Consider the following 25,869-nt stretch of genomic DNA (forward strand, 5'->3'; position numbering starts at 1 on the left):
ACAGCCGGACAGTCGACATCGGCGCACGTCAAGGTGCAGATGTCGCACGAAGGGACCGATATTCGTGGCGCAGCGTGTCGTGGTCACTCTCTCCGACGACATCGACGGCGGAGAAGCCGCAGAAACGGTCGTGTTCGGTCTCGACGGCAAGTCGTACGAGATCGACCTGAATCCAGCCAATGCCAAGAAACTGCGCAAGGCCCTGGCCCCCTTCCTCCAGGCCGGCCGCAAGCAGACCGGCTCGGGCAAGGGCGCCCCTGGGAAGACCGTCAGGAGCTTCAAGCACACGGCGGTGTCCGCCGACCCGGCGGCCGTCCGCGCCTGGGCGCGCTCGCACAAGATGGACGTCCCGCCGCGCGGCCGCATCCCCAAGCGGGTCTACGAGGCGTTCGAGGCGGCCAACTGACCCCCTCCGGCAGCCCGCAGAGCAGCCGACTTGCGCTGCACCCCTGTTGATCAGCTAAAGTCTGGAGCACGCCGAGGGGCGAGGCCGAAAGGCCGGACCTCACGGAGTCTTGCGGGTGTAGTTCAGTAGTAGAACATCCCCCTTCCAGGGGGAAGGCGCAGTGTGCAATTCCTGTCACCCGCTCTGCATCGCGTACCGACCACTCTTCGGAGTGCGGTAGGCTGGTGCTCGCACCGATCGATGAGAGTCGATCGGCGGCAGTGCGAACGTAGCTCAGTTGGTAGAGCGCAACCTTGCCAAGGTTGAGGTCGCGAGTTCGAACCTCGTCGTTCGCTCCAGTTGAAGGCCCCGGTCCATCGGACCGGGGCCTTCTGCATGTCCGCCCCTCTCTCATCTCCCGCGACGCACGTCCGCGCCCCGCGCGCATGATCGACGTCACTGATCTGCGACGCGTGTACGGGGGCTCGTACGAGGCTCTGGAGATGCCGGGCGCCGACGGTGTGAAGGTCGCCACAGCGCTGCGTGGTGAACTGCCCGTGTGCCGGGTCGTGATCGTGACCGGTCACGGGCGCCGGGGGCATCTGAAACGGGGCCTGTCCGCCGGGGTGCGCGCCTTCCTGCCGAAGACCGTGAGCGCCCAGCGGCTCGCCGAGATCATCAAGGCCGTGCACGCGGGAACCCGTTATGTGGACCCGGAGTTGGCGGGCGACTCCCCGCCGACCGCACGCGAGGCCGAGGTGCTCGAATTCGCCGCCGCCGGGGTGCCCGTGGCGGAGATCGCGGAGCGCGCCGCGCTCTCGCAGGGGACCGTACGGAACTATCTGTCTCCGCCGTCTCGAAGCTCGGGGCCGAGAACCGGCACTCGGCGGTGCGTCTCGCGCGGGAGCGGGGTTGGGTATAGTTGCTCTCGCGCCACGGCGCAGTGCGAACGTAGCTCAGTTGGTAGAGCGCAACCTTGCCAAGGTTGAGGTCGCGAGTTCGAACCTCGTCGTTCGCTCCACAGAAAGCCCCCGGCACCTCAGGTGCCGGGGGCTTTCGCGTATCTGCGGCGCCATGGTTACCAGCTGACGCCGGTCAGCCGCTCGTACGCCTCGATGTACTTGGCGCGCGTCGCGTCCACGACCTGCTGCGGAAGCGCCGGCGGCGGCTGCTCGCTCCCCCGGTCCCAGCCCGACTCGGCGCCCGTCAGCCAGTTCCGCACATACTGCTTGTCGAACGACGGCTGGGCGCGGCCCGGCTCCCACTCGGCGGCGGGCCAGAAGCGGGACGAGTCCGGGGTGAGGACCTCGTCGCCGAGGATCAGCGCCTCGCCGTCGAAGCCGAACTCGAACTTGGTGTCCGCGAGGATCACGCCGCGCTCCCGCGCGATGTCCCGGGCCCGGCCGTAGACGGCGAGCGTCATCTGGCGCAGCTGGGCGGCGGTCTCCGCGCCGACCTGGCGGGCCACCTCCTCGTACGACACGTTCTCGTCGTGCTCGCCGACCTCGGCCTTCGTGGCGGGCGTGAAGATCGGGGCGGGCAGCTCAGAGCCGTCGGTCAGGCCCTCGGGCAGTGCGAGGCCGCAGACCGTGCGCGAGGCGTTGTACTCGACGAGGCCGGAGCCCGTCAGATAACCGCGGGCCACGCACTCGACGGGGACCATGCGCAGCGACTTGCAGATGAGGGTGCGGCCCTGCCAGTCGGCGGGAGCGCCGGGCGGCAGCTCGGTCGACAGGACGTGGTTGGGGACCAGGTCGGCGAGCTGGTCGAACCACCACAGCGACAGCTGCGTGAGCACGCGGCCCTTGTCGGGGATGGGGGTGGGCAGCACCCAGTCGTAGGCGGACATGCGGTCTGAGGCGACCATCACCAGGTCGCCCGCCTCGTTCCGGTACAGGTCCCGCACCTTCCCGGTGTGGAGGTGTACCAGGCCCGGCACCTGCTGGGGTTCGGGCTTTTCGACGAATCCGGACACGGTTCCTCCCCGTGGATATGTACGAGTGCACCTGATTCTCGCTCATACGGGGATGAGTTTTGGCCACGGGCCCGGCGGGCGGCAGCGGCGGGGACGGGTCGGGGCGCGGCTGGTCAGCCGCGTTTGCAGATCCGGTCGAGGAGGTTGGCCGTCGCGCGCTGGATCCGCGGGTCGACATGGCCGGGGCGGTCGAGGGCCGGGGACCAGGCGAACGTGCCGGACGCGAAGACCAGCGATCCGGACGGCGCCCGGTACAGGGACGTCTCCTGGTGGCGCGGCGCCCGCTCGCTGTCGCGGTAGGGCGAGTGGGCGAGCAGGATGCGGTCCTCGTGCTCGGGCAGCGCGGTGCGCGGGTAGTAACGGTCGGCCTCGCCTGCGACCAGGCCGTCGATCTCGTCGCCCTCGTGCGCCCCGGTGGCCTCCCACAGCCAGTGGTCCGCGTTCCGCACGACGAGGGGGTGCGGCTCCGGGACCCGGCCCGCGTACTGGATGCCCATGAGCTGCTGCTCGGGTCGGTCGATCTCGCGCCACAGGGCGGACTTCCCGGGCGCTCTGCGCTTGTGGCAGGTGAGCAGCCGGTCCGGCACGCCGGACGGGGACGGGCCCAGCTCCACCTGCCAGTACATGGTGTTGGCGGAGAGGAACACGAGTGAGGTGCCGTGCTCGCGGGCCACTTCGGTGGTGCGGCGCATCGGCGTCGACCAGTACTCGTCGTGGCCGGGGAAGACGAGGCCCCGGTAGCGAGTCGGGTCGATGCGGCCCGCGTGCAGGTCGCGGGCGTCGGCGTACGCGAGGTCGTAGCCGTACCGCTCGGCCCAGCGGATGAAGTCGTAGGCGTGGCCGACGTGCAGGGGGAGGCCCGCGCCGGCGTACGGGCGGTCGAAGGAGACCGTCGTCGCGGCGTCGCCCTCGCCGAGCAGCCGCCCCTCCTCGTCCCACGCGTGGTAGAGGCTCGCGCCCGTGTGCCCGTCCTCCGGATAGAGGTTGTACGCCTGCCAGGTCACGTCCGGCAGGAGCAGGAGGAGATCGGCGGGCCGGCTGTCGCGGACCGTGAAGGGGACGTGCGAGCGATAGCCGTCGACGGTGGTGAGGACGGCCACGTACGCGCCCACGTTCCAGAACGACGGGATCTGCAGGCGCCAGGACAGCCACCAGTGGTGGCAGGAGACCGTACGGTCCGCGGTGAGCGGGGCCGGCTGGACGATGCCGGAGAGCCGCGGGCTGGTGATGATCTTGCGGGCGCCGTCGCCGCCGTAGTGACCGATGCGGTAGATGTCGACGCTGAACTGCTGGGGCGGGTCCACCGTGATGTGAAAGTCGATCGCCTCGCCGGGCGCGGCCGCTCCGGTCGACGTGAAGCCCTTGATCTGGCGGTGCACGTCGTCGGCCATGCGGGGGGCGCCGGTGCGGGGGCTGGGGATGCTGGTCGCGATGTTGCCGGCGATGTTGTTCGCGCCGGGCTGAGGGACGTGGTCGACGTACCAGGGGACGACCTGGCCCGTGTCGTCGAAGTAGTGCTCGCTGCCGCGCAGCCACGGCAGGGGGCCCTGGCCGAAGGGGTCGCTCACGGCGTGGGCGAGCGCGCCGGACTCCCAGCGGCGGATGGTGCGGGGTGACCGCGCGTGTTCCGGCCGTCCGGCCTTCTGCCCCTCCCGTTCCGGCCCCATGCCCGCTCCCCTCCCTCGCTCCCCCGAGCCTTCGTGCGCGCCGTTTGTCAGTGACCGGCCCCAGCACATCACATTACGCACGCACTCCGTCACCGTTCGTCGCGAATTGACGTGAACGGAACGTGGGCCTCCAGGGGATGGGGGTTTGAGCCGTGCGGATGCGAGGGGCGCGGGGTGCGCGTGTGCCGCGATTTCCGCCGGACGCCCCTAGACCAGGCGGACCGGTTTCTCGGGGCGGATGCCCAGGCGGGTGAGCCAGGCGCGCAGGGGTTCCGGGTCGCCCTCCTCCACGAGGCTCAGGACGCGCGGGGTCAGATCCTTGGCGCGCTCGCCGTGGACCAGGAGCGAGGGACCGTCCAGCCAGTCGAGGCCCGGGGCGGCTCCGGCCGTGTCCACGGCGACGCAGCACACCATCGCCGTGACGTGGTCGGCCACCAACTCCCGTCCCGTACGGGGTGGTTGGAGAGGGAAGAGCGGGAGCATGCCCTCGTCCCACAGCGCTTCGTCGGGCCCCTGTCCGGCGGCGGGCACGGGCGGGGCGGGACGCTCGCTCTCCTCCCGGGCCGACTCGGCACTGAGGCCGGCGGCGAGAAGAGCGGTGGGGGTGTCCTCGCGGTCCTCGGAGGCGTCCTCGGCGTCTTCGGCGTCCTCGGAGGCATCCTCGGCGATTCCGGAGGCGTCGTGGTGGGTGGTGGGGCCTTCCGGGGCCACGGAGTGTGCGGGGTCTACGAGCGCCGCGGTGTCTGCCGGGGATACGGGCCCTGCGGAGTCCCCGGCGCGCGTCGCCGTCGCGAGGTGGTCCATCACCCGGGCGAGTGTCGGGCCCTCCCGGTCGGGAGACGCGGGGTCCGCGGAGCCGCACACGCCCAGGGCGTCGAGAACGCGGTGCAGGCGCGCCGCGTCCATGCGCCACTTACGGTCCACGACCTCGTCCGGATACTCCTGCCAGTCGACCGGCGCCCAGTCGGGGCTCTGCTCGGCGGGGCCTCCATGGAACAGCCGGGCGGCGAGCAGCGACGCCGCCTCGTCCACCGTGCCCGGCTCCTCCAGCAGATCGCAGGCAGGCCGCTCCCCGAGCCGGGAGGCGAACCCCTCGGCGAGGCGGTCGCGCCGGGACAGTTCGGTGAGGGCGGCGACGACGCCCGCGTCCAGGCGGGAGGGCCAGCGCCCCATGCGCCAGGCGGGCAGCGCGACCCGGGTGAGCAGCCGGTCCCAGCCCGCGTAGGCCAGGCCGACCTGCTCCTGGGCGACGATCCGCACGCCGTAGTCCACCGTCTGTGCGCGCTCGGCGGCGGCCGCGGCGACCCCGCGCTCCATCTCGCCCGCGTGGCCCCGGCAGCTGCGCAGCAGCAGGCGCGCGACCCAGCCGACGCCGCCGAGTACCAGCCGCCCCAGCGGCCCGCGGCCGGGCGCCGCCGCGACGGCGACCGCAGCGTCCAGGCCGCGCACGAAGCGGCGCGCGGCCGCTATGTCCGGGTGCGCCGACGGCCCCGTACCGGCGACGACCGGGGCGAGTACGGCGCGCAGCTCGCCCACGCGCATCCACCACAGGAAGGGGGAGCCGATGACCAGGACGGGCGCGGTCGGCGCCCGGCCTCTGCCTGCGCCGCCCCGGATGCCCGGGTCGTCGGCGTCACGCGGGATCCGGCCCTCGTCGTCCTTGGGTCTGGGCGGTCCGTGCGCGGGATGCGTACGGTCCTCCAGCCAGCTGTCGCAGTCCGGGGTGAGCGCTATGGCGGAGGGGGCCGGGACGTCGAGCCGGTCGGCGAGATCGCGCACCAGCCGGTAGAGATCGGGGGCCCGCTCCTCGGCGATAGGCACCGTCGGGCTGACGGCCGGGCGGGCGCGGGCCACCACGAGGGCGATGCCCGCCGCGCACGCCAGGACGACCAGGGCGAGGACCGTCACGATCCACCGCGCCGTCCGCCAGCCGTCGCCGGCCATGTGCCCGGTGGCGGCGCCCGCGGCCAGCACGACCGCGAAGGCCGCGGGCAGCAGGGCGACGGCCAGCGCTCTGCCGCGGATGCGCAGCACCGCGAGAGCCCGGGAGCGCGCGGCCTGCGCGCCCATCTCCGCACCCATACCGGACACGACCGATGTCACCCCCTGCTGCCTATGTTTCCTGCACCCATGGCGTTGTCCACTCCCCCACTGTGGCACCCGTCACTGACATCGCAATGCCGGTGGGCCAAGTGCCGGAACGCTTTCGCCGCACCCTAGTTGGGGCTCAGGGCATCGTCAGCCGGATGGGCGAGCGGTCACTCGATGGAATGGCTTTGGGTAGAGGTGGATGACATTCAGGCCCCTGATCCGCTTCGGATCAAGGGCCTGAGGTTCACGCAGGTGAGGCTTGCGGTCAGGCCTCCGCGGCCGCCTTCGCCGCGATGTCGGTGCGGTGCTGCGAGCCGTCGAGGCCGATCCGCGAGACCGCCGCGTACGCGCGCTCGCGGGCCTGTGTGAGGTCCGAGCCCGTCGCGGTCACGGAGAGCACACGGCCGCCGGCGCTGACGACGGCGTCCCCGTCCCGCTTCGTCCCGGCGTGCAGGACGTACGCGTGGGGCGCGTCCTGCGCGGCCACGTCGGCGAGCCCGGTGATGGGGTCGCCGGTGCGCGGCGTCTCCGGGTAGTTGTGGGAGGCCACGACGACGGTCACGGCCGCCTCGTCGCTCCAGCGCAGGGGCGGCAGGTCCGCGAGCGTGCCGTTGGCCGAGGCGAGGAGGACGCCGGCGAGCGGGGTCTTCAGGCGGGCCAGGACGACCTGGGTCTCCGGGTCGCCGAACCGGGCGTTGAACTCGATGACCCGCACACCGCGCGAGGTGATCGCGAGCCCCGCGTACAGCAGGCCGGAGAAGGCCGTGCCGCGGCGGCGCAGTTCGTCGACCGTCGGCTGGAGGACCGTCTCCATGACCTCGTCGACGAGCTTCGGGTCGGCCCACGGGAGCGGCGAATAGGCTCCCATGCCACCGGTGTTGGGGCCCGCGTCGCCGTCGAGCGCGCGCTTGAAGTCCTGCGCGGGCTGGAGCGGGACGACGGTCACGCCGTCGGTGATCGCGAAGAGCGAGACCTCGGGGCCGTCGAGGAACTCCTCGATGACGACGCGGTCGCAGGCGTTGGCATGCGCGCGGGCGGCCTCGAGGTCGTCCGTCACGACGACGCCCTTGCCGGCCGCGAGCCCGTCGTCCTTGACGACGTACGGGGCGCCGAAGGCATCGAGCGCCTCGTCGACCTCGGCCGGGGTGGTGCAGACGTACGAGCGGGCGGTCGGCACGCCGGCCCCCGCCATCACGTCCTTGGCGAACGCCTTCGAGCCCTCCAGCTGTGCGGCTTCCCCGGAGGGGCCGAAGCAGGGGATGCCCGCGGCGCGTACGGCGTCGGCGACCCCTGCGACAAGGGGTGCCTCCGGGCCGACCACGACGAGGTCCGCGGCCAGCTCACCGGCCAGCCGGGCCACGGCAGCGCCGTCGAGGGCGTCGACCGGGAGCAGCTCGGCGACCTCGGCGATTCCTGCGTTGCCGGGCGCGCAGTGCAGCGCGGTGACGTCGGGGTCGAGGGACAGTGAGCGGCACAGGGCGTGTTCGCGGGCGCCGCTGCCGATGACAAGGACCTTCACGCCAGCCAGCATAGGCGGCGGGCCGGTGTGCTCTTGTACGGGCCGCCGAGAGCGGGTGCGGCGGGGGTTCGTGCGTTTCTCCATGGGACGGGGTGCCGGGCACCGGTTCCGGGGGCTTTACGGGGGCCGCATGGGCAGTGGCTGTGCTGCGTGGCCCGTGCTGTCCGGTCCCCGCTGCGGGGCCGCCTACTCGTTCGTGAATTCCTCGACGACCGTCGCCCCGAGCTCGCGAACGATCAGGTCGTGGCCGGAGAGGACCCCCGACTCGTCCAGGTCGGCGTCGTCGTCGGCCGGGATGTCGTCCTCGATGGAGACCGGGGGCGGCTCCGGGGCCGTCGGTCTCGGCGCGGGGGCGGGGGCGGATGCCTGCGGAGCGGACCGGTCCGGGGGGCGCGGCGCGGCAGGGGCCTGCGCCTGCGGGGCGGGCGGGCGCGGCGGAGTGGGTGCCGCGGGGGCACCACCGCCGCTCTGACCCGCGTAGCCACCGCCCTGGCCCGGGTAGCCGCCGCCCGGAGCGGGGGGAGGAGTCTGGCCACCGCCGCCGCCTGAGGGGTCGACGACCGCCTCGACCTTCCAGTGGACGCCGAACTGCTCGGCCAGCGCCGTCCGCAGGACCTCTTCGCTGCCGCTGCTCGCGAAGTTGTCCCGCGCTCCGGCGTTCAGGAAGCCGAGCTGGAGGGTCGTGCCGTCGAAGCCGGTCACCTGCGCGTTCTGGCTGAGCAGGATCCAGGTGAAGCGGCGCTTGTTCTTGACCACTTCGAGGATGTTCGGCCACAGACTGCGCGGGTCGAGCCCACCGGCGGCGGGCGGTGCCGCGGCGGGGGGCTGAGCGGGGGCCTGCGGCTGGGGCTGGGTCTGGGCGGGGGGCGGCGTGGGCGCCGCGGTGGAGGGCTGGCCCCCACCAGTGCCCCCACCGGTGCCTCCGCCGGCGGGCGCGGCCGTGGGCCACCCGCCGGGGCGCCTGCCGCCGCCGGCGGGGGCGGCAGTGGGCCACGCGCCGGGTGCGGCCCCGGCGGGCGGCGCCGCGGGCGCGGGTTCTGCCGGAGCAACGGGGGCGGCCGACGGCGCGGATACCTGAGGAGCCGGTGCCGGAGCAGGAGCAGGTGCCGAGGCAGGAGCAGGTGCCGGAGCAGGAGTGGGCGCTGGAGCAGCAGGCGCAGGCACCGCTTCCCCGCCCGGTCCCGGCCCCCGCACCGCGGCCCGGGCGGCGGCAGGACCGCCCCCCGCAGGGACCTGCGCGGCCGTACCGGGGTGGGCGTCGGGCGACGGCACGTACCCCATGGCCGGGCCGGAGCCCTGTCCCGCGGGTACGAAGTGGCCGCCGCGCTCCAGGCGGTCGAGCCTGGCCATCACGGAGCGGGCGTCGTCGTACGCGGCGGGCAGCAGCACGCGCGCGCAGATCAGCTCGAGCTGGAGGCGGGGTGAGGTGGCGCCCCGCATCTCCGTGAGCCCCTCGTTGACCAGGTCGGCGGCGCGGCTGAGCTCGGCGCCGCCGAAGACTCCGGCCTGGGCCTGCATCCGCTCGACGACGTCGACAGGAGCGTCGATGAGGCCCTTCTCGGCCGCGTCCGGGACGGCGGCCAGGATCACCAGGTCCCGCAGCCGCTCCAGGAGGTCGGCGACGAACCGGCGCGGGTCGTTGCCCCCCTCGATGACGCGGTCGACGACCTCGAAGGCGGCGGCGCCGTCACCCGAGGCGAATGCCTCGACGACGGAGTCGAGCAGCGAACCGTCCGTGTACCCGAGGAGAGACGTCGCCATGGCATACGTCACACCGTCCTCGGCCGCGGCGGCGAGCAGCTGGTCCATGACGGACATGGAGTCACGCACGGAACCGGCGCCGGCCCGCACGACCAGCGGCAGGACACCCTCCGCGACGGGGATGTCCTCCTTGCCGCAGACCTCTCCGAGGTAGTCCCGGAGCGTCCCGGGCGGCACGAGGCGGAAGGGGTAGTGGTGCGTACGCGACCGGATGGTCCCGATGACCTTCTCGGGCTCCGTGGTGGCGAAGATGAACTTGAGGTGCTCCGGGGGCTCCTCGACGACCTTCAGAAGGGCGTTGAACCCCGCCGACGTGACCATGTGGGCCTCGTCGATGATGTAGATCTTGTAGCGGCTGCTCGCGGGCCCGAAGAAGGCCTTTTCTCGCAGGTCACGGGCGTCGTCGACACCACCGTGCGAAGCGGCGTCGATCTCGATGACGTCGATCGAACCCGGCCCGTTCCTCGCCAGGTCGCGGCAGGACTGGCACTCGCCGCACGGCGTCGGTGTGGGCCCCTGCTCGCAGTTCAGACACCGCGCGAGGATGCGCGCGCTCGTCGTCTTGCCGCAGCCGCGCGGGCCACTGAACAGGTACGCGTGATTGACCCGGTTGTTCCGCAGCGCCTGCTGCAGCGGGTCGGTCACATGTTCCTGCCCGATGACCTCGGCGAACGACTCCGGGCGATAGCGGCGGTAGAGCGCGAGAGACGACACGTATACGAGGTTATAGGCGCCCACTGACAACCATGGCCGCCACTGACAACCATGGCCGCCGGGGGCGACCGCGGCCGCCGGGGGCGAGCCGCCCCGGAACGCAAGACGCCCCTCACGCACCCGCCAGAGCCGACCTACCCTTGCTGCCTTCCGGCCCTGGGGGAGTTCAGTCAGATAGCGCCACGTGAGGGGCTGAGCTCCACAGTAGCGGATGCCCGGCCGGAATCACGAGCCCGGTCCACGGCCCGATCCCCGCCCCGGATCATGTTCGCGAGCACCCCCCAACGTCTTGTATTGTTTGCGGCGGAGGATTCGCCTAGTGGCCTAGGGCGCACGCTTGGAAAGCGTGTTGGGGGCAACCCCTCACGAGTTCGAATCTCGTATCCTCCGCCATTGCTCTCACCGGGCAATACGTCGAAGGGCCCCACCGCTTGCGGTGGGGCCCTTCGACGTTGTCTCAGCCCTCGTTGTCCTGGTCTTTGTCCACAGGGGTTATTTCTGGGGCTCCCCAGATCGCCGTACCGATCTTCTGGGCCACCTCCTTGAGTAGGTGGTCAGGTACGTGCAAGTACCGGGCTCGCATCCGCGCGGCGCCGCCCGGCTCCCAACCCATGATCTGGTCGATGACCCGGTCCGGGACGCCCAGCAGCATCAGCACCGTCCCGGCCGTGTGCCGGGCGTCGTGCAGCCGGCCGTCCCGAACCTTCGCGTCTTCGAGCAGGCGTTTCCAGTCGTGGTAGTCCGTGTTCGGGCTCAGCGGGCCGCCCTGCGGCTTGGTGAACACATACTCCGACTCGATCCACAGGTTGCCCGTGGCCTTACGCTCCCGCGCCTGCTCCTCTGCGTGGGAGCGGAGCATCACGACCAGCGGGCCCGGCAGCGGCACCGCACGGCGCCCCGCCCTCGACTTGGTGTTCTTCGTCTCACGCCGCACCTGTACTCGGTCAGGGCAGTACCCGGCCTTCCGTCCGCACGGTGCCGACTCCCCGCACCCGTGCTCGTACTTCGGGCGCAGACGGTTCCGTCGGAGTTTCAGGTACTCGTTCTCCAGGTCGACATCCGACCAGCGCAGTCCAAGCGTCTCGCCCTGGCGCAGGCCAAGCGCAAGGGCGAGCATCCACCGGGCGCTGTTCCGACGCTTGTTGACCTCCAGGAGCAGCCCCTGAATCTCCTCAACGGAGTAGGGCTCCACCTCCGTCTCCTCCTCTTCCATCCGTGGCGGCTTGGCCAACGCGGCCGCGTTCTTCATCGCGTGGCCGCGCCGGACTGCCTCGCCAAGAGCCGTTCGGGCCGTCCGGTGGGCCTGGTGCGCTGTACCGGCCTTGCTGCCGTTCGTCTGCATCCGGCGGTAAAGGCTCTCCAGGTGCTCCGGTTCCAAGCGGTCAATGCGGTGCTTGCCGATGCCGGGCACGAGGTGCACGCGGACCGCGACCTCGTAGCCGTCGTACGTGTTCTCGCTCACCACGGGCTTGGCGATGTTCTCCACCCAGTGCTCCAACCATTTCGCCACCGTCCAGGGCTTGCCAGGCTGGCGGGCCGAACCCTCGTCCCGCTGCTTTTCCAGGCGCCGGACTTCGTCCACGAGTTCCTTGCGCGTCGGACGGGTCAGGTGGCGGCGATAGGGCGTTCCATCGTCCTTGTAGCCCATGGGTACGCGGGCGTGCCAACGTTCGTCTTTGCCGAGGTAGATGGCCGATTCACCGTTCGCGCGGCGAGTGCGCTTCTTCTCTTCGGTCATGGGTAAGTCCTCTGGCCAGTGCGGGCAATCAAGGCCGGAGCGCCGCCCGTAGGTGGGCGGCGCTCCGGAAGTGCTGAGATCAGGCCGCGCACTGCGCAGCACGTCGACGTGCGACGTACGCGGCGGGAGCGTCGGCAGGAATGCGACGCAGGCTGCCGACGGGGACGGACTCCAGCTCACCGGTACGGATAAGCGCGTAACAGGTCGTGCGCCCGATGCTCAGGCGGCGGGCCGCCTCCTCAACGGTGAGCAGAACCAGGGTGTTGTCGACAACGGAGGTCAGTCCGGTGCTCATGAACGTCCCTTCGTGGTCGGCCCCTCCGGGGCCCCTCTGGAAGTCCGCTACTTCCGCTACCGCCGCTACCTCGCAGGTCAGACGGCCTGTCGGGGGTAGCGGACGGGGTAGCGGTAGCGGATAGGTAGCGGCAAGTGCGACGGCTTGCCGCTACCGCGTTGACGCAGGTCAGACCATGTTTTCGGTGCCCGGTAGCGGAGGTAGCGGACTTTCCGGGGGTGGGGGGCAGTAGCGCTGCCACGCGTCGTGAAGATCAGCGGCGTAATAGCCCTTGAGGACGCTCGCGCCGGCCTTGATGTTGCGGGACGCGATGGGCTCGTTGTCCGCCGTCATGTAGTCGGCGAGCATCTTGGACAAGCGCCGATTGTCGAGGGGCCTTCCGTTCAGGTCGGCCCACGGTGCGTCGTCCATGGAGTTGAGCCGATCCAGGATGGCGACGGTCGGCAGACGGTCGATGCCGCTCATGACGTGGTCGCGCAGGTCGGTCAGCAGCCGGACGCCGATGCTGCCCTTGTCGTTAGCGCGGGAGGCGGTCACGAGGGCCACGCACGCGGCGCGGGCACGCTCGGGCCAGTGGCCGCCCACAGCGTCAGCAATGGCGAGCAGCGGCTCCCACACGTCGGCCGGCCGGTCGGAGACTCCGTCGGGCATGTCCGGCCAGGCTCCCATGACAAAGCCACGGGCGTGCTCGGCCCATGCAACGAGCCGGTCGCGGAGCTTGTGGCCCTCGGCCTCGTGGACACGGGCGCGGAAGGGCTCCACCTTCTCGTTCCTTGCCCGGCGGCGCATTCGGATGATGACGGAACGGCTCAGGATCGTGTCCGGCAGAGAGCCGAGACCCGCAACGGCGACCGCGCAGTACGAGGGGAATGCCTGCACGGTCTGTTGTCCGCCGTCGCCAATGCACCGGTAGGTGACGCCGGTGCGGCGGTGTCCGGCGTTGAGGAAGCCGCGCAACTCCTCGTTGTCCCCGGCCTTGGGGCCGAAGACCGTGTCGATCTCGTCGAACAGGATCGTCGGCTTGCCGTTCCCGCTGGAGACGCTGCGGAACAGAGCGGCGGCGGAGGCGTTGACGGCGGTCATGGGCTGCGGCACGAGCGTTTCCACGATCTCCAGTGCCCGCGTCTTGCCCGACCCCGGGAGCCGACTGGATTCACCGACCTGCTGAAACGCGGATCGCGCCCGACAGGGTTCCCGAGTTGAGATCTGAGGGTTCCCGTGAACCAGGGATGGCGTGCGACCGGAGGAAGACGTGTCCGGCTCCTCGGTCGAGCCCGCATGGTTCGTGCAGTCCAAATAGGTGCGTTTGTTGGACTATTCGGAGGGCAGGGTGATCGCCCCCGATGCTGCGCTGCCTGGCCGGGGCAGCACATATGCGATCACGGGGTGCTCACGCCGCGCTGAGAGAACGAGGTGAGGGCGTACCCCTTTTCCGGACATGCGTGATGAAAGGCCAGGAGAAGCCAAATGCGCATCGAAGTAGGCAAGATCCTGCGGCGCCGCTGGGTGCGGCTGGCGACGGTAGCGGTGGCGGCAGGGGCAGCCAGCATGACCGGAGTGGTCCCAGCCGCGGCTGCCCAGGGAACTGTGGTGAGCTGCAACGCCAACCCCAATGCCCTGCAACCCGCCATCACCGCCGCTTCGCCGGGAGACACCCTGCTGGTGAGCGGGACCTGCACAGGCCCCTTCACCATCGGCAAGGACCTGACCCTGAGGGGCATCGGTCGGGCGGTGCTCGACGGCAACCAGGCAGGCTCCACCGTCACGGTCGGCAGCGGAGCCCAGGTTCACCTGGACCGCCTGATCCTCACCCATGGCAGCGCTGCGTCCTCCGGCGGCGGCGTCAACAACCAAGGCAGGCTGACGATGATCGGCTCCACGGTGAGAGACAACACGGCACCATCAGGCGCGGGTGGCGGCATCCACAATCTAGGTACGCTGACGGTGATCGGCTCCACGGTGAGGGACAACTACTCACTGGGCGCTGGCGGCGGCATCAACAACAACGGATACCTGACGGTGCGTGGCTCCAGTGTGTTCCGCAACTCCGGAGACAACGGCGGAGGCATCTTCAACTATCTCGCCGGCCAAACGGTCACGGTGATCGACTCGGCCGTGCACCACAACACCGCGAGAGTGAGTGACGGCGGCGGCATCGTCAACAACCTGGGCGAGGTAACGGTCTCCCGCTCCACGGTGTACAGCAACACCGCCCGCTTCGGTGGCGGCATCTGGAACAGAGGCACGCTGACGGTGAACCGCTCCACGGTGCTACGCAATACCGCGACGGGCGGCCCCGGCAGCGGCGGCGGCATCTACAAAGCCGGCGGCACCGTGATCCTCGACCAGTCCGTGGTTCGTCACAACACCTCGGACAACTGTGCTCCGCCCGGAAGTGTCCTGGGCTGCACAGGCTGAACACCGCCGTGCAGCCCTGGAGACACCGTCACCCACCCGCTTCGCCGCGTTCTTGACCCCGCCGTACATCACGTCCGTGGACGTGACCTTGACGTGAGCGGGTGACATCCACGCCTACCGCCGCGGCCGGCAACGTCATCAAGGCGTCCGGCCCGCCAACGTACGGCCAGCGTTGCGCGGTCGACGAGGCGGTCGGACAGCCTCGGAGCTGTGAGACGGGCTCTCTCTCCGCGCTGCTCGTTGTCCGTGTCTTTGTCCAGTGCACTGACGGCCGCCACCGTTCACCGCCGTACGCGTACCCCGTCTGAGCTGCCCCGCGAACCTCGCCGAACCCCCCTGAACGGCCACGCGCACAGTTGGAAAGCGTGTTGGGGGCAACCCCTCACGAGTTCGAATCTCGTATCCTCCGCCAGTGCCTCACCGGGCACGATGTCGAAGGGCCCTGCTGTTCGCAGCGGGGCCCTTCGCCGTGCGTGGTTGCAGTTTCTGAGCATTTCGGCCAACGGGTAACTGGATCTTGTGCTGCCGCTTGGCTCGTCTTGTCGGACATGAACCGCGGCGGCCCGGGAAGCGGCTCGGGATTCCCCTGCGTACCAATCTCCGTGCGGCATCCGCAGATCATGTAACTGCGCCATCGTTGAGGTCTGCGCCGAACCGTCTTCGGCCCGCCCGTGATGTTCCTGGTCTGGCGAGGTGTACCCCGCATGAAGTCCCGATCGACGCTTGCGACATGGCTGAGCGAACTCGACGGTTCCCGCCTGGCACGCGTGCTCTCCACACGCAAGGACGCCGCCTCCTCCCCGGAACCTCGTTCGATGGGGGAACTGGCAGACCGTCTCCAACGCCCGGGGTCCGTGGCGCTCGCCCTGCCACGACTCACACTGCCGTGCTTGCAGGCTACCGAGGCCCTGGCAGCCCTGGGAGCCCGGGCGACCCGGGACAGTCTCGCGGAGCTGCTCGGCGCGACGACCCCAGCGGCGGTACATGCGCGTCCGGTCGGCTGCCGACCGGACGCGCGCCATCGAGGAGATGCAACTGATCTTCGGCTGGGTTCGCGCCTACGACCGCGCCTACGACCGCGCTTGGCAAGTCCAGGAAGTGCTCACCAAGCAGGGGAGGCACCGAAGTGCGGGGGCGGTCGACCTCGTCGTCGCCGCGACGGCTGAACTGCAAAGGCTCACCCTGCTCCATCGTGATCACGACTTCGAGTGCATCGCCGCAGTCACCGGGCAACCTCTCCAGTGGTACGGCCCGGAGCGCGGCAAGTAGGTCAGCGGTGGTTGCAGTGCGGTGGGGCCCTTCGACGTTCTGTGGTTGTTCTGTGGTTGCGTAGCGGCTACTCGACTGGGAGGTCCTCACATGGCCAGTAAGTTCACCGAGCTTGCGATCGACTGTGCCGATCCCGACACTCTCGCCCGGTTCTGGTGTTCCGTCCTCGGCTACGAGGTGCACGACCAGGAGGACGGGCTTGTCATCATCGGCTCCCCCGAGGTGCCCGAGGGCAAGGACCGCCCCGGCCCGGTGCCACCGGCGCTCACCTTCGCGCGCGTGCCCGAGGGCAAGGCCGTCAAGAACAGGCTCCACATCGACGTCAACCCGACTGACAGGGAGCAGGACGAAGAGGTCCGTCGCCTGCTCGACCTGGGTGCCCGGCACGTCGACGTCGGGCAGGGCGATGTGAGCTGGGTCCCCCTTGCCGACCCGGAGGGGAACGAGTTCTGCGTCCTTGCGGGCCGCCGCCCCTGACCGGAGCGCGCGCGTCGTTTCCCGGCTCAGGGTTCGTCCGGGTTGGCGACGATGAGTTGTGCGGCCTCGGTGATGTTGTCGGGGAGTTCGGGGAGTGCGGCGCGGGCCATCGCGGCGCGGGCCGCTTCGGGCTCCGATTCGGGAGGCACGACCAGGAGGACGAAGAGTTCCTCGTCGCCGCGGGTGACGAGGGCGGTGCCGTCCCCGACCTCGTGGGCGTCGAGATGCACGACCCGGTCGTCGATGATCAGGCGCGTCGGCAGCTCTTCCCAGGCGGCGGAGTCGAGGCCGACGCGCGTGATGGGGCCGAGGTGCGAGGTCAGCTCCGCGACCAGGGCGGGCAGTTCGGCCGTGATGTCATGGGACCGGGGCCACCACGCGCCGTCCAGGAGGCCTTCGCGGGACTGGGTGGTCTCCAGCCTCAGCAGGGCCGTTGCGGGTTCCGCCTCCTGATGGGGGGCGTCCGGCAGAAGCACTGGGGGCTGGTGGGGGGTGTCGGATTCAGCCATGGTGGTTCGCCCGCCTCGGTCGTACGGCCGACGCCCACCGAGCGGCCCGTGCCGATGTCGGGGGGATGCGTCGACCGGCGCGATGCCGTCGTAGCTTTACGGTAACCCCGGTGGCCGCGCCCACGCTCGTCACGGCGGGCCGCGGGCTGCCGCGGCCGGAGTTAGGGTTAAAGCAGTGGAAAGCGGGAGGTGACGGCCATGGAGGCGATCATCCTCATCGGCGCCATCGTCCTCGTGACCCTCATGGGGATGCGCCTGATCCACCGGATCAACGCCCGGCACGACGCACGCGTCGCCACGCACACCTTCAGCGATCCCATGCCGGGTGTCGGCAGACGGAGCCGCAAGAACCACCGGCGGATCCCCGAAGACGCGTCCGGCCCGGCCGACCGCAGCTGACAGGGACGACGCACGTCCGTCATTCGTCCCTCCGCGGCGCCAGGTGTCCCACCACTTCTGTCAGGTCCCTGACCGCCTGTTCGATCTTCCGGCGGATGCTCTTCTGTTCGGTGACGATCGCCGCGAGCAGGAGGCCGGTGAGCGCGGCCGAGCCGTTGAGTGCCTGGAGGTTGAACATGACCTCGAAGAGGGTGTGGTCGGCGAACGGGCCGGCGCGGTCGGTGGCCGCGGAGATCCCCAGTACGGACACCAACAGCACGCACGGCGCCGCTCCCGCGAGCTGGAAGCGCAGCGCCGCCCACGTGAGCAGCGGGAAGACGAGGAAGAGCAGGGCGAGCGGGCTTCTCGTGGCCAGGGGTGTGATGACGGCCGCGGTGACCAGCAGGGCTACTGCCTCCGGCCACCGGCGGGTGTTCCAGGGGGGCCGGGCCCTGCTCAGCGTGATCAGCAGCGGGGTGCCGACGAGTACGCCCATGGTGTCGCCGGCCCACCACGCCGCCCACACCGGCCAGAACGCGCTCCACTGCAGACTGCCGCTGAGCACCAGCACGCACGTGCCCACGGTGGCGCTCAGCAGTATCGGCAGCAGTCCGCCCAGGAAGACCAGGGCGACCCCGTCCCGCAGCCGGTCCAGCGCGAGGCGGAAGCCCACCTTGCGCAGCAGCACGCAGGCGCACATCGGGGCGAGGGTGTTCGCGGCGACGATCGCGAGGTCGGACAGGCGGAACGGGTTGATCGAGTCGATGAGGAAGAAGGCGCCGAGCGCGATGCCCGGCCAGATCCGCAGGCCCATCCAGAGCAGGCAGGTGACGGCGACGCCCGTCGGGAGCCAGAGCGGGGTGACGACCGCGCCTTCGAGGGCGATCCGCTGCCACATGCCGAGCCGTCCGGTCGCGTAGTAGGCGGCGGCGACGGCGAGGATCCTCAGCAGGGCCTCGGAGAGGCGTCGGAGTTCCTCGGTGCGTACCACTGGATCACATAATCACTCCCGTCCTGTGGCGGTGCGTGACACGCGCTGCTGGGGACCCGCTGTCACCCGGGCAGGACGGGTGGCGGGCCGTGGCACAGGACGAGTACCGCGGAGTCGTCCTGGTGGCCGGTGCAGTCGGCGACCTCCATCACCGCGGCGGCAAGTTCCGCGGCGTCGGCGCCTGCCCCGGCCGCGACGACCCGGGCCACCCGCTCCAGGCCCGCCTCGATCGGGAACGAGGGCCCTTCGACCACGCCGTCGGTGACCAGGACGTACACCCCCGCCGTCGAGAGGCGGTGCCGGGTGACCGGGTACTTGGACCCGGGCAGCATGCCGAGCGGCAGCCCGCCCTCGTCCTCCGAGACGCCGTACCGGCCGTCGACCGTGGCCCAGATGGCGGGGACGTGGCCCGCCCGGGCGGACTCGAGGACCCAGGTCGTCGGGTCGAAGCGGAGGAAGCTGCAGGTGGCGAAGAGTTCGTGGCGCATCGACAGCAGCAGGTCGTTGGCCTGGGCGAGCGCCTCGCCCGGGTCCGGGGCGAAGGCGGCCACGGCGCGCAGGGCGATGCGGATCTGCCCCATGAAGGCGGCGGCCTCGACGTCGTGGCCCTGGACGTCCCCGATGGAGAACCCGAGGGCGCCGTCAGGGGTGGCGAACCCGTCGTACCAGTCCCCGCCGATGTCCAGGCCGTGGCGGGCCGGCGAGTAGCAAGCGGCGGTCCGCAGTCCCGGCAGGGCGGGCAGTGAGGCGGGGAGCATTTCGCGCTGGAGGGCTTCCGCCAGTTCGACCCGGGCGTGCTGGAGTTCCGCCCCGGCGCGTGCCTGTGCGGCAAGGCGGCCGAGCCTGGTCAGCAGGTCGTCGGCGCTCTCGGGCTGGCTGGGACGACGCTGCGTCATGGACCGCTCCGGATACGGAAAACCCCGGCTTCATCATATTTGCGTGGCGTCCGAACCGCCGCTCAGCTCCTGGACCTCGCCGTACGTCGGTGTCTCGGGGGCCACGTCCCGGCCCGCCCGTACGTCGAGCGCCGCCGTGACCGCGGCGCCCAGGGCCGCGCGGAACAGGAGTGAGCCGAGGCTGACGCGGCGGACGCCCAGGGCGGCGAGCTCGGGGACGGTGGGGCCGGTGGGGGAGTAGAGGATGTTGAGGGGGATGCGGGACGGGCTCAGGTGCGCCACCAGTGCGGTGATCGCGGCCGGGTCGGTCAGGCCCGGCACGAAGACCCCGTCGGCGCCCGCCTGCCGGTAGGCGTCGAGCCGGCGGCGGGTCTCCGGCTCCGGCGCGGTCCGCGGGTCCGGGAGCCAGTACGTGTCCGTGCGGGCGTTGACGAACAGGTCCGGTACGGCGGCCTTGACCGCGGCGATCTTCGCCGCGTGGACGGGGGCGGGGGTGAGGGTGCCGTCGGCCCTGCCGTCCTCCAGATTGATCCCCACCGCGCCCGCCCGCGCCAGCTCACGGGCGAGGCCGGCGACCTCGGCCGGGTCGTCGCCGAACCCGCCCTCCGCGTCCACGGACAGCAGGAACGCGCCCCCGCCCAGGCGGCGGGCCAGGCGCAGGGTCTCCTCGCGGGTGGCCGCTGCGCCGTCGGGCAGCCCGGCCGCGGCGGCCACCCCCAGGCTCGTCGTACCGATCGCGGTGAACCCCTGCCCGGCGAGGGCGGCGGCGGAGGCGTGGTCCCAGGCGTTGGGGAGGAGGAGGGGGCCGCCAGGGTCGTGGTGCAGGGCTTTGAAGGCTTCGCGGGCGGACTGGTTCATCGGGGGGTCGTCCCTTCGGGCGCTGTGGGCGCGACGGCCGGGACCGGGACCGGAACGAGGCAGGGGTCCGCCGGCGCCCGGCGCATGTCCTCGTACCGGTTGAACCGGTATCGCTGTGTCATGCGGCGCACGCTAGGCGCGGAACTGTTCGGCGCCGGCCGAAGCGTCCGGGGGCGGCGGGCGCCCCTCAGTCGTTGACCGCCGTAAGGAGCACCGCCGCGTCCGTGACCGCGCGCAGCCCGTGCCGTTCCTGCGGGAGCGCGTGGAGCCGGCCCTTCGTGAGCGTCACGTCGCCCGAGGCCGCCGTCAGCACGACCTCGCCCCGCAGCACCTGGAGCGTCGCGGCGGGCGGCGCGTTGTGCTCCTCCAGAACTTCGCCCGCCGTCAGGGCGATCACGCTTTGCCGGAGGGTCTCCTCGCGGAGCAGGAGGTGCGCGCTGCGGCCGTGGGGGGAGATCCGGGCTGCGGCGACGTGCTTGTCGGCGAGAGCGTTCAGGTCGTACGTCGTGGTCATGCTTCCAGCGTCCCCCGGGGACCCGTCCCCCGCCACAGGCACGAGACGTCTCCCCGGTCCCGGACCCCCGCCACCACCACGTGAAGCCCCTACCTCCCGCAGTGCTCCGCCACCAGGTCCGCGAAGGCTCTCGCCAGTGGGGTCAGCGTGGACCAGCGCCGGACCGCCCAGCCGACCGCGAGCGGCGGCAGGTCCGGTACGGGAACGAGGACCGGGCCGCCCGCGCGGTCGCCCTCGCGCCAGCCGGGCAGTTCGGGGACGAGCGCGTGGCCGAGGCCCAGTTCGGCGAGGTGCACGGCGGTGGCCCAGTCGGCGACGCCCGCGTCCGACCCGGCCGGCCTGACGATCCCGAGCCCGGTGAAGTGCCGGTCGAGGTGGGAGCGCGACGTGGACTGTTCGGGGGGCCTGATGAGCTGGGCGGCGGCCAGGTCATCGGGGCCGATCCGGGTCCGGCCGGCCAGCGGGTCGTCGGGGCGCACCGCGAGGACCCAGGGGAGTTCGACGACGGGGCGCTGCTCGACGCCGCGTTCCGGCGTGCCGATGGTGACCCACGCGAGGTCGAGGTCGTGCGCGGCAAGCGCCTCGTAGGCACTGTGGCTGGAGCTGACCGTCTGGAATTCCAGGCTCGCCTGGGGGTGGCGGCGCCGGAAGCCGACGATGGCCCCGGACATGAAGTGGCGCACGGTCGTCGCGCCCGTGGTGACGCGCACCGCGCCGCTCTCGCCGCGGGCCAGGTCGCGCAGGCGGCGCAGCGCGACATCGATGCCGCCGATGCCCTCGGCGGCCGCGGTCTGCAGGATGCGCCCTGCGGCGGTCGGCAGGACACCGCGGGCGTGCCGTTCGAGGAGGCTGACGCCCACCTCCCGTTCGAGGCGGCGGATGTGCTGGCTCACCGCCGACTGCGTGCAGTCGAGGTCGCGGGCGACGGCGCTGAGGCTGCCCGCCGCGCACACGGCGACGTAGACACGGAGATCGTCGAGGGTCACCGCGCCAACGTAGCCATCCGGCCCCTTCCAAGCCAGACCTTGGAAGTTCTCAAGAAATTACGAGGATTGACTTGGGTGTCGGGCTCCGAAACGATCTCGGATGTGGATGCACTTGAAGCAGTGGCCGTCGGAGCGGCCGGTGTCGCCGCCGGCGCGATCAACGCGGTGGTCGGCTCCGGAACGCTCATCACCTTCCCCACGCTCCTCGCGTTCGGCTATCCGCCGGTGCTCGCCAACGTGTCGAACAACATCGGCCTCGTGCCGGGCGTGCTCAGCGCCGCGTACGGCTACCGGCGCGAGCTGAAAGGGCAGCGCAAACGGCTGCTCCGCTTCGGCACGGCCTCGCTGATCGGCGGGCTGACGGGCGCGCTGCTCCTGCTGAAGCTGCCCGCCGACGCGTTCACGGCGGTGGTGCCCGTGCTCATCCTGGCCGCCTGCGTCCTCGTCGCGCTCCAGCCCCGGCTCAGCCGCTGGTCGAAGAAGCGCCAGGCCACGGCCACGCGCGCCGACGGCGGCGTCCCGATGTGGTTCGGGGTGCTCGGGACGGGTGTCTACGGCGGCTACTTCGGCGCCGCGCAGGGCGTGCTGCTCATGGGCATGTTCGGCAGCTTCGTCCACGACGACCTCCAGCGCCTCAACGCGGCGAAGAACGTCCTGGCCTCGATCGTGAACGGGGTCGCGGCGGTGGTCTTCATCGCCGTCGCCGACGTCGACTGGGTGGCGGCCGCGGTGATCGCCGTCGGCTCCACGCTGGGCGGCCTGACCGGCGCGAAGTTCGGCCGCAGGCTGCCCCCGGCGGTCCTGCGCACGGTGATCGTCGTGGTCGGCGTCACCGCCTCGGTGATCATGCTCGTACGAGGCTGAGCCCGCGGGCCGTCAGCGCTTGAGGAACGCGATCCGGGCGCGCTTCTGAGGGAGGAACACCTCCGGCAGGTCGATCTCCGGGAGCACGATCTCGGGGCCGAGTTCGAAGCCCGCGCGTTCCAGTAGCGCGACCGCCTTCGCGTTGCGCGCGTCGGGCTCGACCACGATCCGCCGCTTGCCGTGCCCTTCGAGCGCGTACGCGATGAGGACGGTCATGAGCGCTCCGGTGAAGCCGCGGACGGCGCCGTCCGTGGCCGGGGCGATCAGGAAGTGCACGCCGATGTCGCCGTCCTCGACCTCGTAGCACTCGCTGACCCGGTCGGCCTCGGGCTCGTACGTCTGGAAGAGCGCGACGGGTTGGCCGTTGAGGCGGACGAGGTGGGCGTGGTGCGTGGTGAGCTGCGCCCCGGCCCGCGCCGCGCGATCATCGACACATGGACGTCACTCTTCACCTCGCCCAGGAGCCGGACGCCGACGCGCTCCTCGGCCGCAGCCCCCTGGCCGCGCTCGTCGGCATGCTGCTCGACCAGCAGGTACCGATGGAGTGGGCGTTCGCGGGCCCGCACACGATCGCCCAGCGCCTGGGCGCCGACGATCTCGACGCGCACGAGATCGCCTCTTACAACCCCGAGGCCTTCGCCGAGCTGCTGTCCGCCAAACCGGCCGTGCACCGCTACCCCGGCTCGATGGCCCAGCGGATCCAGCAGCTGTGCCGGTACCTCGTCGAGCACTACGACGGGGACGCGAGCGCCGTCTGGGCAGGCGTCAAGGACGGCAGGGAACTCCTCAAGCGCCTGGGCGACCTGCCCGGCTTCGGCACGCAGAAGGCCCAGATCTTCCTGGCCCTGCTCGGCAAGCAGCTCGGGGTGCGCCCCAAGGGCTGGCGCGAGGCCGCGGGTGCGTACGGCGAGGCGAAGTCCTTCCGGTCGGTCGCCGACATCACGGGACCCGAGTCGCTCACGAAGGTGCGGGCGCACAAGCAGGAGATGAAGGCGGCGGCGAAGGCGGCCAAGGCCGCGGGGAAGTAGGACCCGAAGAAGGTCCCTCCGCGCGTCAGCACACGCCGCGTCCCGTAGCCCATGAGGGCGGATCTCGTCTGCGTTGATCGTCTTCGGGGCGCCACCCGGGGACATTTACCTCCATGAGCACGCGCGCCTCCCCAGCGGGCGCGGGCCGCCGCACCGCGCGACGGCCCGCGTGGGCCCGGACGTTGCTCGTCCTCCTCACCCTGCTCGGCGCGGCGTTCGCGTCCACGGTCCCGTGCGACGAGGCCGCGCCCGCGCACGCCGCTTCCTCCTCCTCCACCGAACCCGGCGAGCTCCACCAGGACGCCCCCGACACTGCGCTGCGCCTGCCGACGGGGCACGCGGCGCGTCCCCCCGTTGAACGCGCCACCCCCGTGCCCCGCGCGCGCCCCTCCGCGCCACCCGCGCGCCCCCGTGCGCCCCGCGCCACCCTCAACTCCCTGAACACCCTGCGCTGCGTCGTCCTGCGCTGCTGACAGTCCGGCTCCGCCCTCCCGGCGGACCGAGCCTGCACACCCCCCACGCACGACAAGGACGACACCCTCATGCCCATCGACCCTTACGCGGTCCTGCGCGCCCTCCTGCGCGCCGAAGCGGTACGCGACGGTCGCGCCGTACGCCGCGCCCGCCCCGCACGCGAGACCCCGAAGCCCACGCCCCCGACCGACGACAAGGCACAGGACACGGACCCGCAGGACCGCACCTGAGCCGCCCGCACAACAAAGGTCCCGGCCCCGCACCCGCGGGACCGGGACCACCACCGAGCCGGTTACCTCCGCCGCGTCCCGAACAGCGACCGCGAGATCTCCCGCCCCAACTGCGTACCGACCGACCGGGCAAGCGACTTGAAGATCCCGCTGCCCACCACCTGTTCCACGACCGACGCGTCCTCCTTGGGCTTCCCACGCCCCCCAGAACCCCGCGCCGCCGCCTTCTCCGCCTTCTCCGCCTGAGCGGCCTGCGCCTCGGCGTCCTTGCGCGCCTGCGTCGCGGCCTCCTGGGCCGTCAGCTTCTCGTACGCGGACTCACGGTCGACGGCGTTCGCGTAGCGCGAGTACAGGACCGACTCCTTCACGGCCTTGTCGAGCGCGGCCGCGTCGACGGGCCCCATCAGCGACTCGGGCGCCCGCAGCCGGGTCGCGGCGACCGGCGTCGGCGCACCCTTCTCGCTCAGCACGGTGACCACGGCCTCACCCGTACCGAGCGAGGTCAGCAGCTCCTCGAGGTCGTACGCGGAGTGGGGGAACGTCCTGACCGTCGACTTCAGCGCCTTCTGGTCGTCGGGCGTGAAGGCGCGCAGCGCGTGCTGGACCCGGTTGCCGAGCTGGGCGAGGACGTCGGGCGGCACGTCTTTCGGCGTCTGCGTCACAAAGAACACGCCCACGCCCTTGGACCGGATCAGCCGCACGGTCTGCGTGATCGCCTCCAGGAACGCCTTCGACGCGCCGCTGAAGAGCAGATGCGCCTCGTCGAAGAAGAAGACCAGCTTCGGCTTCTCCACATCGCCGACCTCGGGAAGGTCCTGGAAAAGATCGGCGAGCAGCCACATCAGGAACGTCGAGAAGAGATGCGGCTTGTCCTGCACGGCGGGCAGTTCGAGTACGGAGACCAGGCCGCGGCCGTCCGGGGCCGTGCGCAGCAGCTCGCTGCTGTCGAACTCGGGTTCGCCGAAGAAGTCGCCCATGCCCTGCTGCTCGAACGCGGTCAGGGCGCGCAGGATCACCCCCGCCGTCGTGGTGGAGAGCCCGCCGATGGTCTTCAGCTCCTGCCTGCCCTCGTCGGAGGTGAGGAACGTGACGACCGCGCGCAGGTCCTTGAGGTCGACGAGTTCGAGGCCCTTCTGGTCCGCGTAATGGAAGATCAGGCGGAGCGACTGCTCCTGCGTCTGGTTGAGCTGGAGGCACTTGGAGAGCAGGACCGGGCCGAAGGCGGTGATGGTGGCCCGCAGGGGGATGCCGGGGCCGATGCCGCCGAGCGCGTAGAACTCGCTCGGACAGCCGGTCGCCCGCCACTCCTGACCGACCTCGGCCGCCCGCTGCGTCACCCTGTGGCCCGGCTCGCCCGGGGCCGAGACGCCGGAGACGTCGCCCTTGATGTCGGCGAGGAAGACGGGGACGCCCTGCGCGGCCAGCTGCTCGGCGATGAGCTGGAGCGTCTTGGTCTTGCCGGTGCCGGTGGCGCCCGCGACGAGGCCGTGCCGGTTGAGCATCCCCAGCGGAATCCGGATCTGCGCGTCCGGCAGACACTGCCCGTCCCACACGAGCGCACCGAGATCGAGGGCGGGCCCGGCGAAGGCGTACCCGGCGGCGATCTCCAGAGCGGGGGCGGGGAGAGCGGGGGCCGTGGTGACGGGCTCGGGGGCAGTGGTCCCGGCGGAAAAACCCTCACCTGTCCCGCCCGGGGCTGAGGAAGCGGCGGTTCCGGGCGTCAACCCGGCGCCCGCGTCTACCCCTGATGAAGGCTTCGCATTCGCCGGCCCAGCCGGGATCGGCTCACTGTCACTCATTTCTGGCCCCTGTCCCCGGATTGAGTGTTCCCG

General features: G+C 71.4%; 22 protein-coding genes, 4 tRNA genes, 1 other RNA gene and 4 pseudogenes. 14 read left to right on the forward strand and 17 right to left on the reverse strand.

Features of this window, described 5'->3' with window-relative positions; translation table 11 throughout:
- Nucleotides 1-64: 64 nt before the first annotated feature.
- From ACY0PA_RS21065 to ACY0PA_RS21085, 5 genes and pseudogenes are all read left to right on the forward strand, one after another.
- The gene (locus tag ACY0PA_RS21065) at nt 65-406 is read left to right on the forward strand and encodes a histone-like nucleoid-structuring protein Lsr2 (protein ID WP_473086062.1); all 342 of its coding nucleotides are present in this window, start codon (nt 65-67) and stop codon (nt 404-406) included.
- A 111-nt stretch (nt 407-517) separates the two neighbouring features.
- Nucleotides 518-589, forward strand: a tRNA-Gly gene (locus ACY0PA_RS21070).
- 79 nt (nt 590-668) lie between these two features.
- Nucleotides 669-744: transfer RNA gene (locus ACY0PA_RS21075), tRNA-Gly, on the forward strand.
- 138 nt (nt 745-882) lie between these two features.
- A pseudogene (locus tag ACY0PA_RS21080) lies at nt 883-1,307 on the forward strand (response regulator transcription factor); the annotation flags it as partial.
- Between the two features lie 23 nt (nt 1,308-1,330).
- A tRNA-Gly gene (locus tag ACY0PA_RS21085) sits at nt 1,331-1,406 on the forward strand.
- 57 nt (nt 1,407-1,463) lie between these two features.
- Here ACY0PA_RS21085 and ACY0PA_RS21090 read toward each other — a convergent pair.
- The 6 genes from ACY0PA_RS21090 to ffs form a co-directional block, all read right to left on the reverse strand.
- Nucleotides 1,464-2,360, reverse strand: coding sequence for a phosphoribosylaminoimidazolesuccinocarboxamide synthase (locus ACY0PA_RS21090; protein ID WP_473086063.1), 897 nt, complete (start codon nt 2,358-2,360; stop codon nt 1,464-1,466).
- 113 nt (nt 2,361-2,473) lie between these two features.
- Entirely contained in the window at nt 2,474-4,027 is a 1,554-nt protein-coding gene (locus ACY0PA_RS21095; RefSeq protein WP_473086064.1) for a N,N-dimethylformamidase beta subunit family domain-containing protein, read from the reverse strand.
- A gap of 207 nt (nt 4,028-4,234) precedes the next feature.
- Nucleotides 4,235-6,109, reverse strand: a complete 1,875-nt coding sequence (locus ACY0PA_RS21100; RefSeq protein ID WP_473086384.1) for a hypothetical protein — start codon at nt 6,107-6,109, stop codon at nt 4,235-4,237.
- A 274-nt stretch (nt 6,110-6,383) separates the two neighbouring features.
- Nucleotides 6,384-7,637: a phosphoribosylamine--glycine ligase gene (gene purD / locus ACY0PA_RS21105; protein ID WP_329572401.1), complete on the reverse strand. Its 1,254-nt coding sequence runs from the start codon at nt 7,635-7,637 to the stop codon at nt 6,384-6,386.
- A gap of 186 nt (nt 7,638-7,823) precedes the next feature.
- Nucleotides 7,824-10,112 carry a DNA polymerase III subunit gamma and tau gene (locus ACY0PA_RS21110; RefSeq protein WP_473086065.1) on the reverse strand — a complete coding sequence of 763 codons (2,289 nt, stop codon included), beginning with the start codon at nt 10,110-10,112 and terminating at the stop codon, nt 7,824-7,826.
- Nucleotides 10,113-10,213: 101 nt separating this feature from the next.
- Nucleotides 10,214-10,308: signal recognition particle sRNA small type (gene ffs, locus ACY0PA_RS21115), an RNA gene on the reverse strand.
- A gap of 109 nt (nt 10,309-10,417) precedes the next feature.
- Here ffs and ACY0PA_RS21120 point away from each other — a divergent pair.
- Nucleotides 10,418-10,505: transfer RNA gene (locus ACY0PA_RS21120), tRNA-Ser, on the forward strand.
- 64 nt (nt 10,506-10,569) lie between these two features.
- Here the strand turns inward: ACY0PA_RS21120 and ACY0PA_RS21125 are convergent.
- From ACY0PA_RS21125 to ACY0PA_RS21135, 3 genes and pseudogenes are all read right to left on the reverse strand, one after another.
- Nucleotides 10,570-11,850 carry a tyrosine-type recombinase/integrase gene (locus ACY0PA_RS21125; RefSeq protein WP_473086066.1) on the reverse strand — a complete coding sequence of 427 codons (1,281 nt, stop codon included), beginning with the start codon at nt 11,848-11,850 and terminating at the stop codon, nt 10,570-10,572.
- Between the two features lie 79 nt (nt 11,851-11,929).
- Entirely contained in the window at nt 11,930-12,145 is a 216-nt protein-coding gene (locus ACY0PA_RS21130) for an excisionase family DNA-binding protein (protein ID WP_473086067.1), read from the reverse strand.
- 168 nt (nt 12,146-12,313) lie between these two features.
- Nucleotides 12,314-13,285 (reverse strand): annotated as a pseudogene (locus tag ACY0PA_RS21135) (DUF3631 domain-containing protein); the annotation flags it as partial.
- Nucleotides 13,286-13,612: 327 nt separating this feature from the next.
- On the opposite strand from ACY0PA_RS21135, the gene ACY0PA_RS21140 reads away from it, so the two are divergent.
- The 3 genes and pseudogenes from ACY0PA_RS21140 to ACY0PA_RS21150 all read left to right on the forward strand — a co-directional run bounded on the left by ACY0PA_RS21140 (nt 13,613) and on the right by ACY0PA_RS21150 (nt 16,309).
- On the forward strand, nt 13,613-14,563 hold the full coding sequence (locus tag ACY0PA_RS21140) for a hypothetical protein (RefSeq protein ID WP_473086068.1): 951 nt from the start codon (nt 13,613-13,615) through the stop codon (nt 14,561-14,563).
- 993 nt (nt 14,564-15,556) lie between these two features.
- Nucleotides 15,557-15,832 (forward strand): annotated as a pseudogene (locus ACY0PA_RS21145) (PIN domain-containing protein); the annotation flags it as partial.
- A 90-nt stretch (nt 15,833-15,922) separates the two neighbouring features.
- On the forward strand, nt 15,923-16,309 hold the full coding sequence (locus tag ACY0PA_RS21150) for a VOC family protein (RefSeq protein WP_473086069.1): 387 nt from the start codon (nt 15,923-15,925) through the stop codon (nt 16,307-16,309).
- A 26-nt stretch (nt 16,310-16,335) separates the two neighbouring features.
- Here the strand turns inward: ACY0PA_RS21150 and ACY0PA_RS21155 are convergent, their stop codons facing one another.
- Nucleotides 16,336-16,818, reverse strand: coding sequence for a DUF5994 family protein (locus ACY0PA_RS21155; RefSeq protein ID WP_473086070.1), 483 nt, complete (start codon nt 16,816-16,818; stop codon nt 16,336-16,338).
- A gap of 198 nt (nt 16,819-17,016) precedes the next feature.
- Here ACY0PA_RS21155 and ACY0PA_RS21160 point away from each other — a divergent pair, with 198 nt between their 5' ends.
- Complete coding sequence (locus ACY0PA_RS21160) at nt 17,017-17,217, forward strand: hypothetical protein (protein WP_473086071.1); 201 nt, start codon at nt 17,017-17,019, stop codon at nt 17,215-17,217.
- A gap of 19 nt (nt 17,218-17,236) precedes the next feature.
- On the opposite strand, the gene ACY0PA_RS21165 is transcribed toward ACY0PA_RS21160, so the two are convergent.
- From ACY0PA_RS21165 to ACY0PA_RS21185, 5 genes are all read right to left on the reverse strand, one after another.
- Nucleotides 17,237-18,187, reverse strand: a complete 951-nt coding sequence (locus tag ACY0PA_RS21165) for an MASE1 domain-containing protein (RefSeq protein WP_473086072.1) — start codon at nt 18,185-18,187, stop codon at nt 17,237-17,239.
- A gap of 62 nt (nt 18,188-18,249) precedes the next feature.
- A complete protein-coding gene (locus ACY0PA_RS21170) occupies nt 18,250-19,083 on the reverse strand; it encodes a PP2C family protein-serine/threonine phosphatase (RefSeq protein ID WP_473086073.1) in 834 nt (277 codons plus the stop codon).
- A 33-nt stretch (nt 19,084-19,116) separates the two neighbouring features.
- Entirely contained in the window at nt 19,117-19,941 is an 825-nt protein-coding gene (locus tag ACY0PA_RS21175; protein ID WP_473086074.1) for an isocitrate lyase/PEP mutase family protein, read from the reverse strand.
- A gap of 187 nt (nt 19,942-20,128) precedes the next feature.
- Complete coding sequence (locus ACY0PA_RS21180; protein ID WP_473086075.1) at nt 20,129-20,455, reverse strand: cupin domain-containing protein; 327 nt, start codon at nt 20,453-20,455, stop codon at nt 20,129-20,131.
- 89 nt (nt 20,456-20,544) lie between these two features.
- Nucleotides 20,545-21,441: a LysR family transcriptional regulator gene (locus ACY0PA_RS21185; RefSeq protein WP_473086076.1), complete on the reverse strand. Its 897-nt coding sequence runs from the start codon at nt 21,439-21,441 to the stop codon at nt 20,545-20,547.
- Between the two features lie 102 nt (nt 21,442-21,543).
- Between ACY0PA_RS21185 and ACY0PA_RS21190 the strand changes: the two genes are divergently transcribed.
- Nucleotides 21,544-22,305, forward strand: a complete 762-nt coding sequence (locus ACY0PA_RS21190) for a sulfite exporter TauE/SafE family protein (protein WP_473086385.1) — start codon at nt 21,544-21,546, stop codon at nt 22,303-22,305.
- A gap of 12 nt (nt 22,306-22,317) precedes the next feature.
- Here the strand turns inward: ACY0PA_RS21190 and ACY0PA_RS21195 are convergent.
- Nucleotides 22,318-22,704, reverse strand: a pseudogene (locus ACY0PA_RS21195) (GNAT family N-acetyltransferase); the annotation flags it as partial.
- 35 nt (nt 22,705-22,739) lie between these two features.
- On the opposite strand from ACY0PA_RS21195, the gene ACY0PA_RS21200 reads away from it, so the two are divergent.
- From ACY0PA_RS21200 to ACY0PA_RS21210, 3 genes are all read left to right on the forward strand, one after another.
- Nucleotides 22,740-23,333 (forward strand): HhH-GPD-type base excision DNA repair protein, encoded by a 594-nt coding sequence (locus ACY0PA_RS21200; protein WP_473086077.1) that lies wholly within the window; start codon nt 22,740-22,742, stop codon nt 23,331-23,333.
- A 113-nt stretch (nt 23,334-23,446) separates the two neighbouring features.
- Nucleotides 23,447-23,806: a hypothetical protein gene (locus ACY0PA_RS21205; RefSeq protein WP_473086078.1), complete on the forward strand. Its 360-nt coding sequence runs from the start codon at nt 23,447-23,449 to the stop codon at nt 23,804-23,806.
- A 69-nt stretch (nt 23,807-23,875) separates the two neighbouring features.
- Nucleotides 23,876-24,037: a hypothetical protein gene (locus ACY0PA_RS21210; RefSeq protein WP_473086079.1), complete on the forward strand. Its 162-nt coding sequence runs from the start codon at nt 23,876-23,878 to the stop codon at nt 24,035-24,037.
- 62 nt (nt 24,038-24,099) lie between these two features.
- Here ACY0PA_RS21210 and ACY0PA_RS21215 read toward each other — a convergent pair whose 3' ends face one another.
- Nucleotides 24,100-25,836 (reverse strand): helicase HerA-like domain-containing protein, encoded by a 1,737-nt coding sequence (locus ACY0PA_RS21215; RefSeq protein ID WP_473086080.1) that lies wholly within the window; start codon nt 25,834-25,836, stop codon nt 24,100-24,102.
- Between the last annotated feature and the right edge of the window lie 33 nt (nt 25,837-25,869).

This window comes from Streptomyces sp. DS1-CR2 (assembly GCF_055760475.1).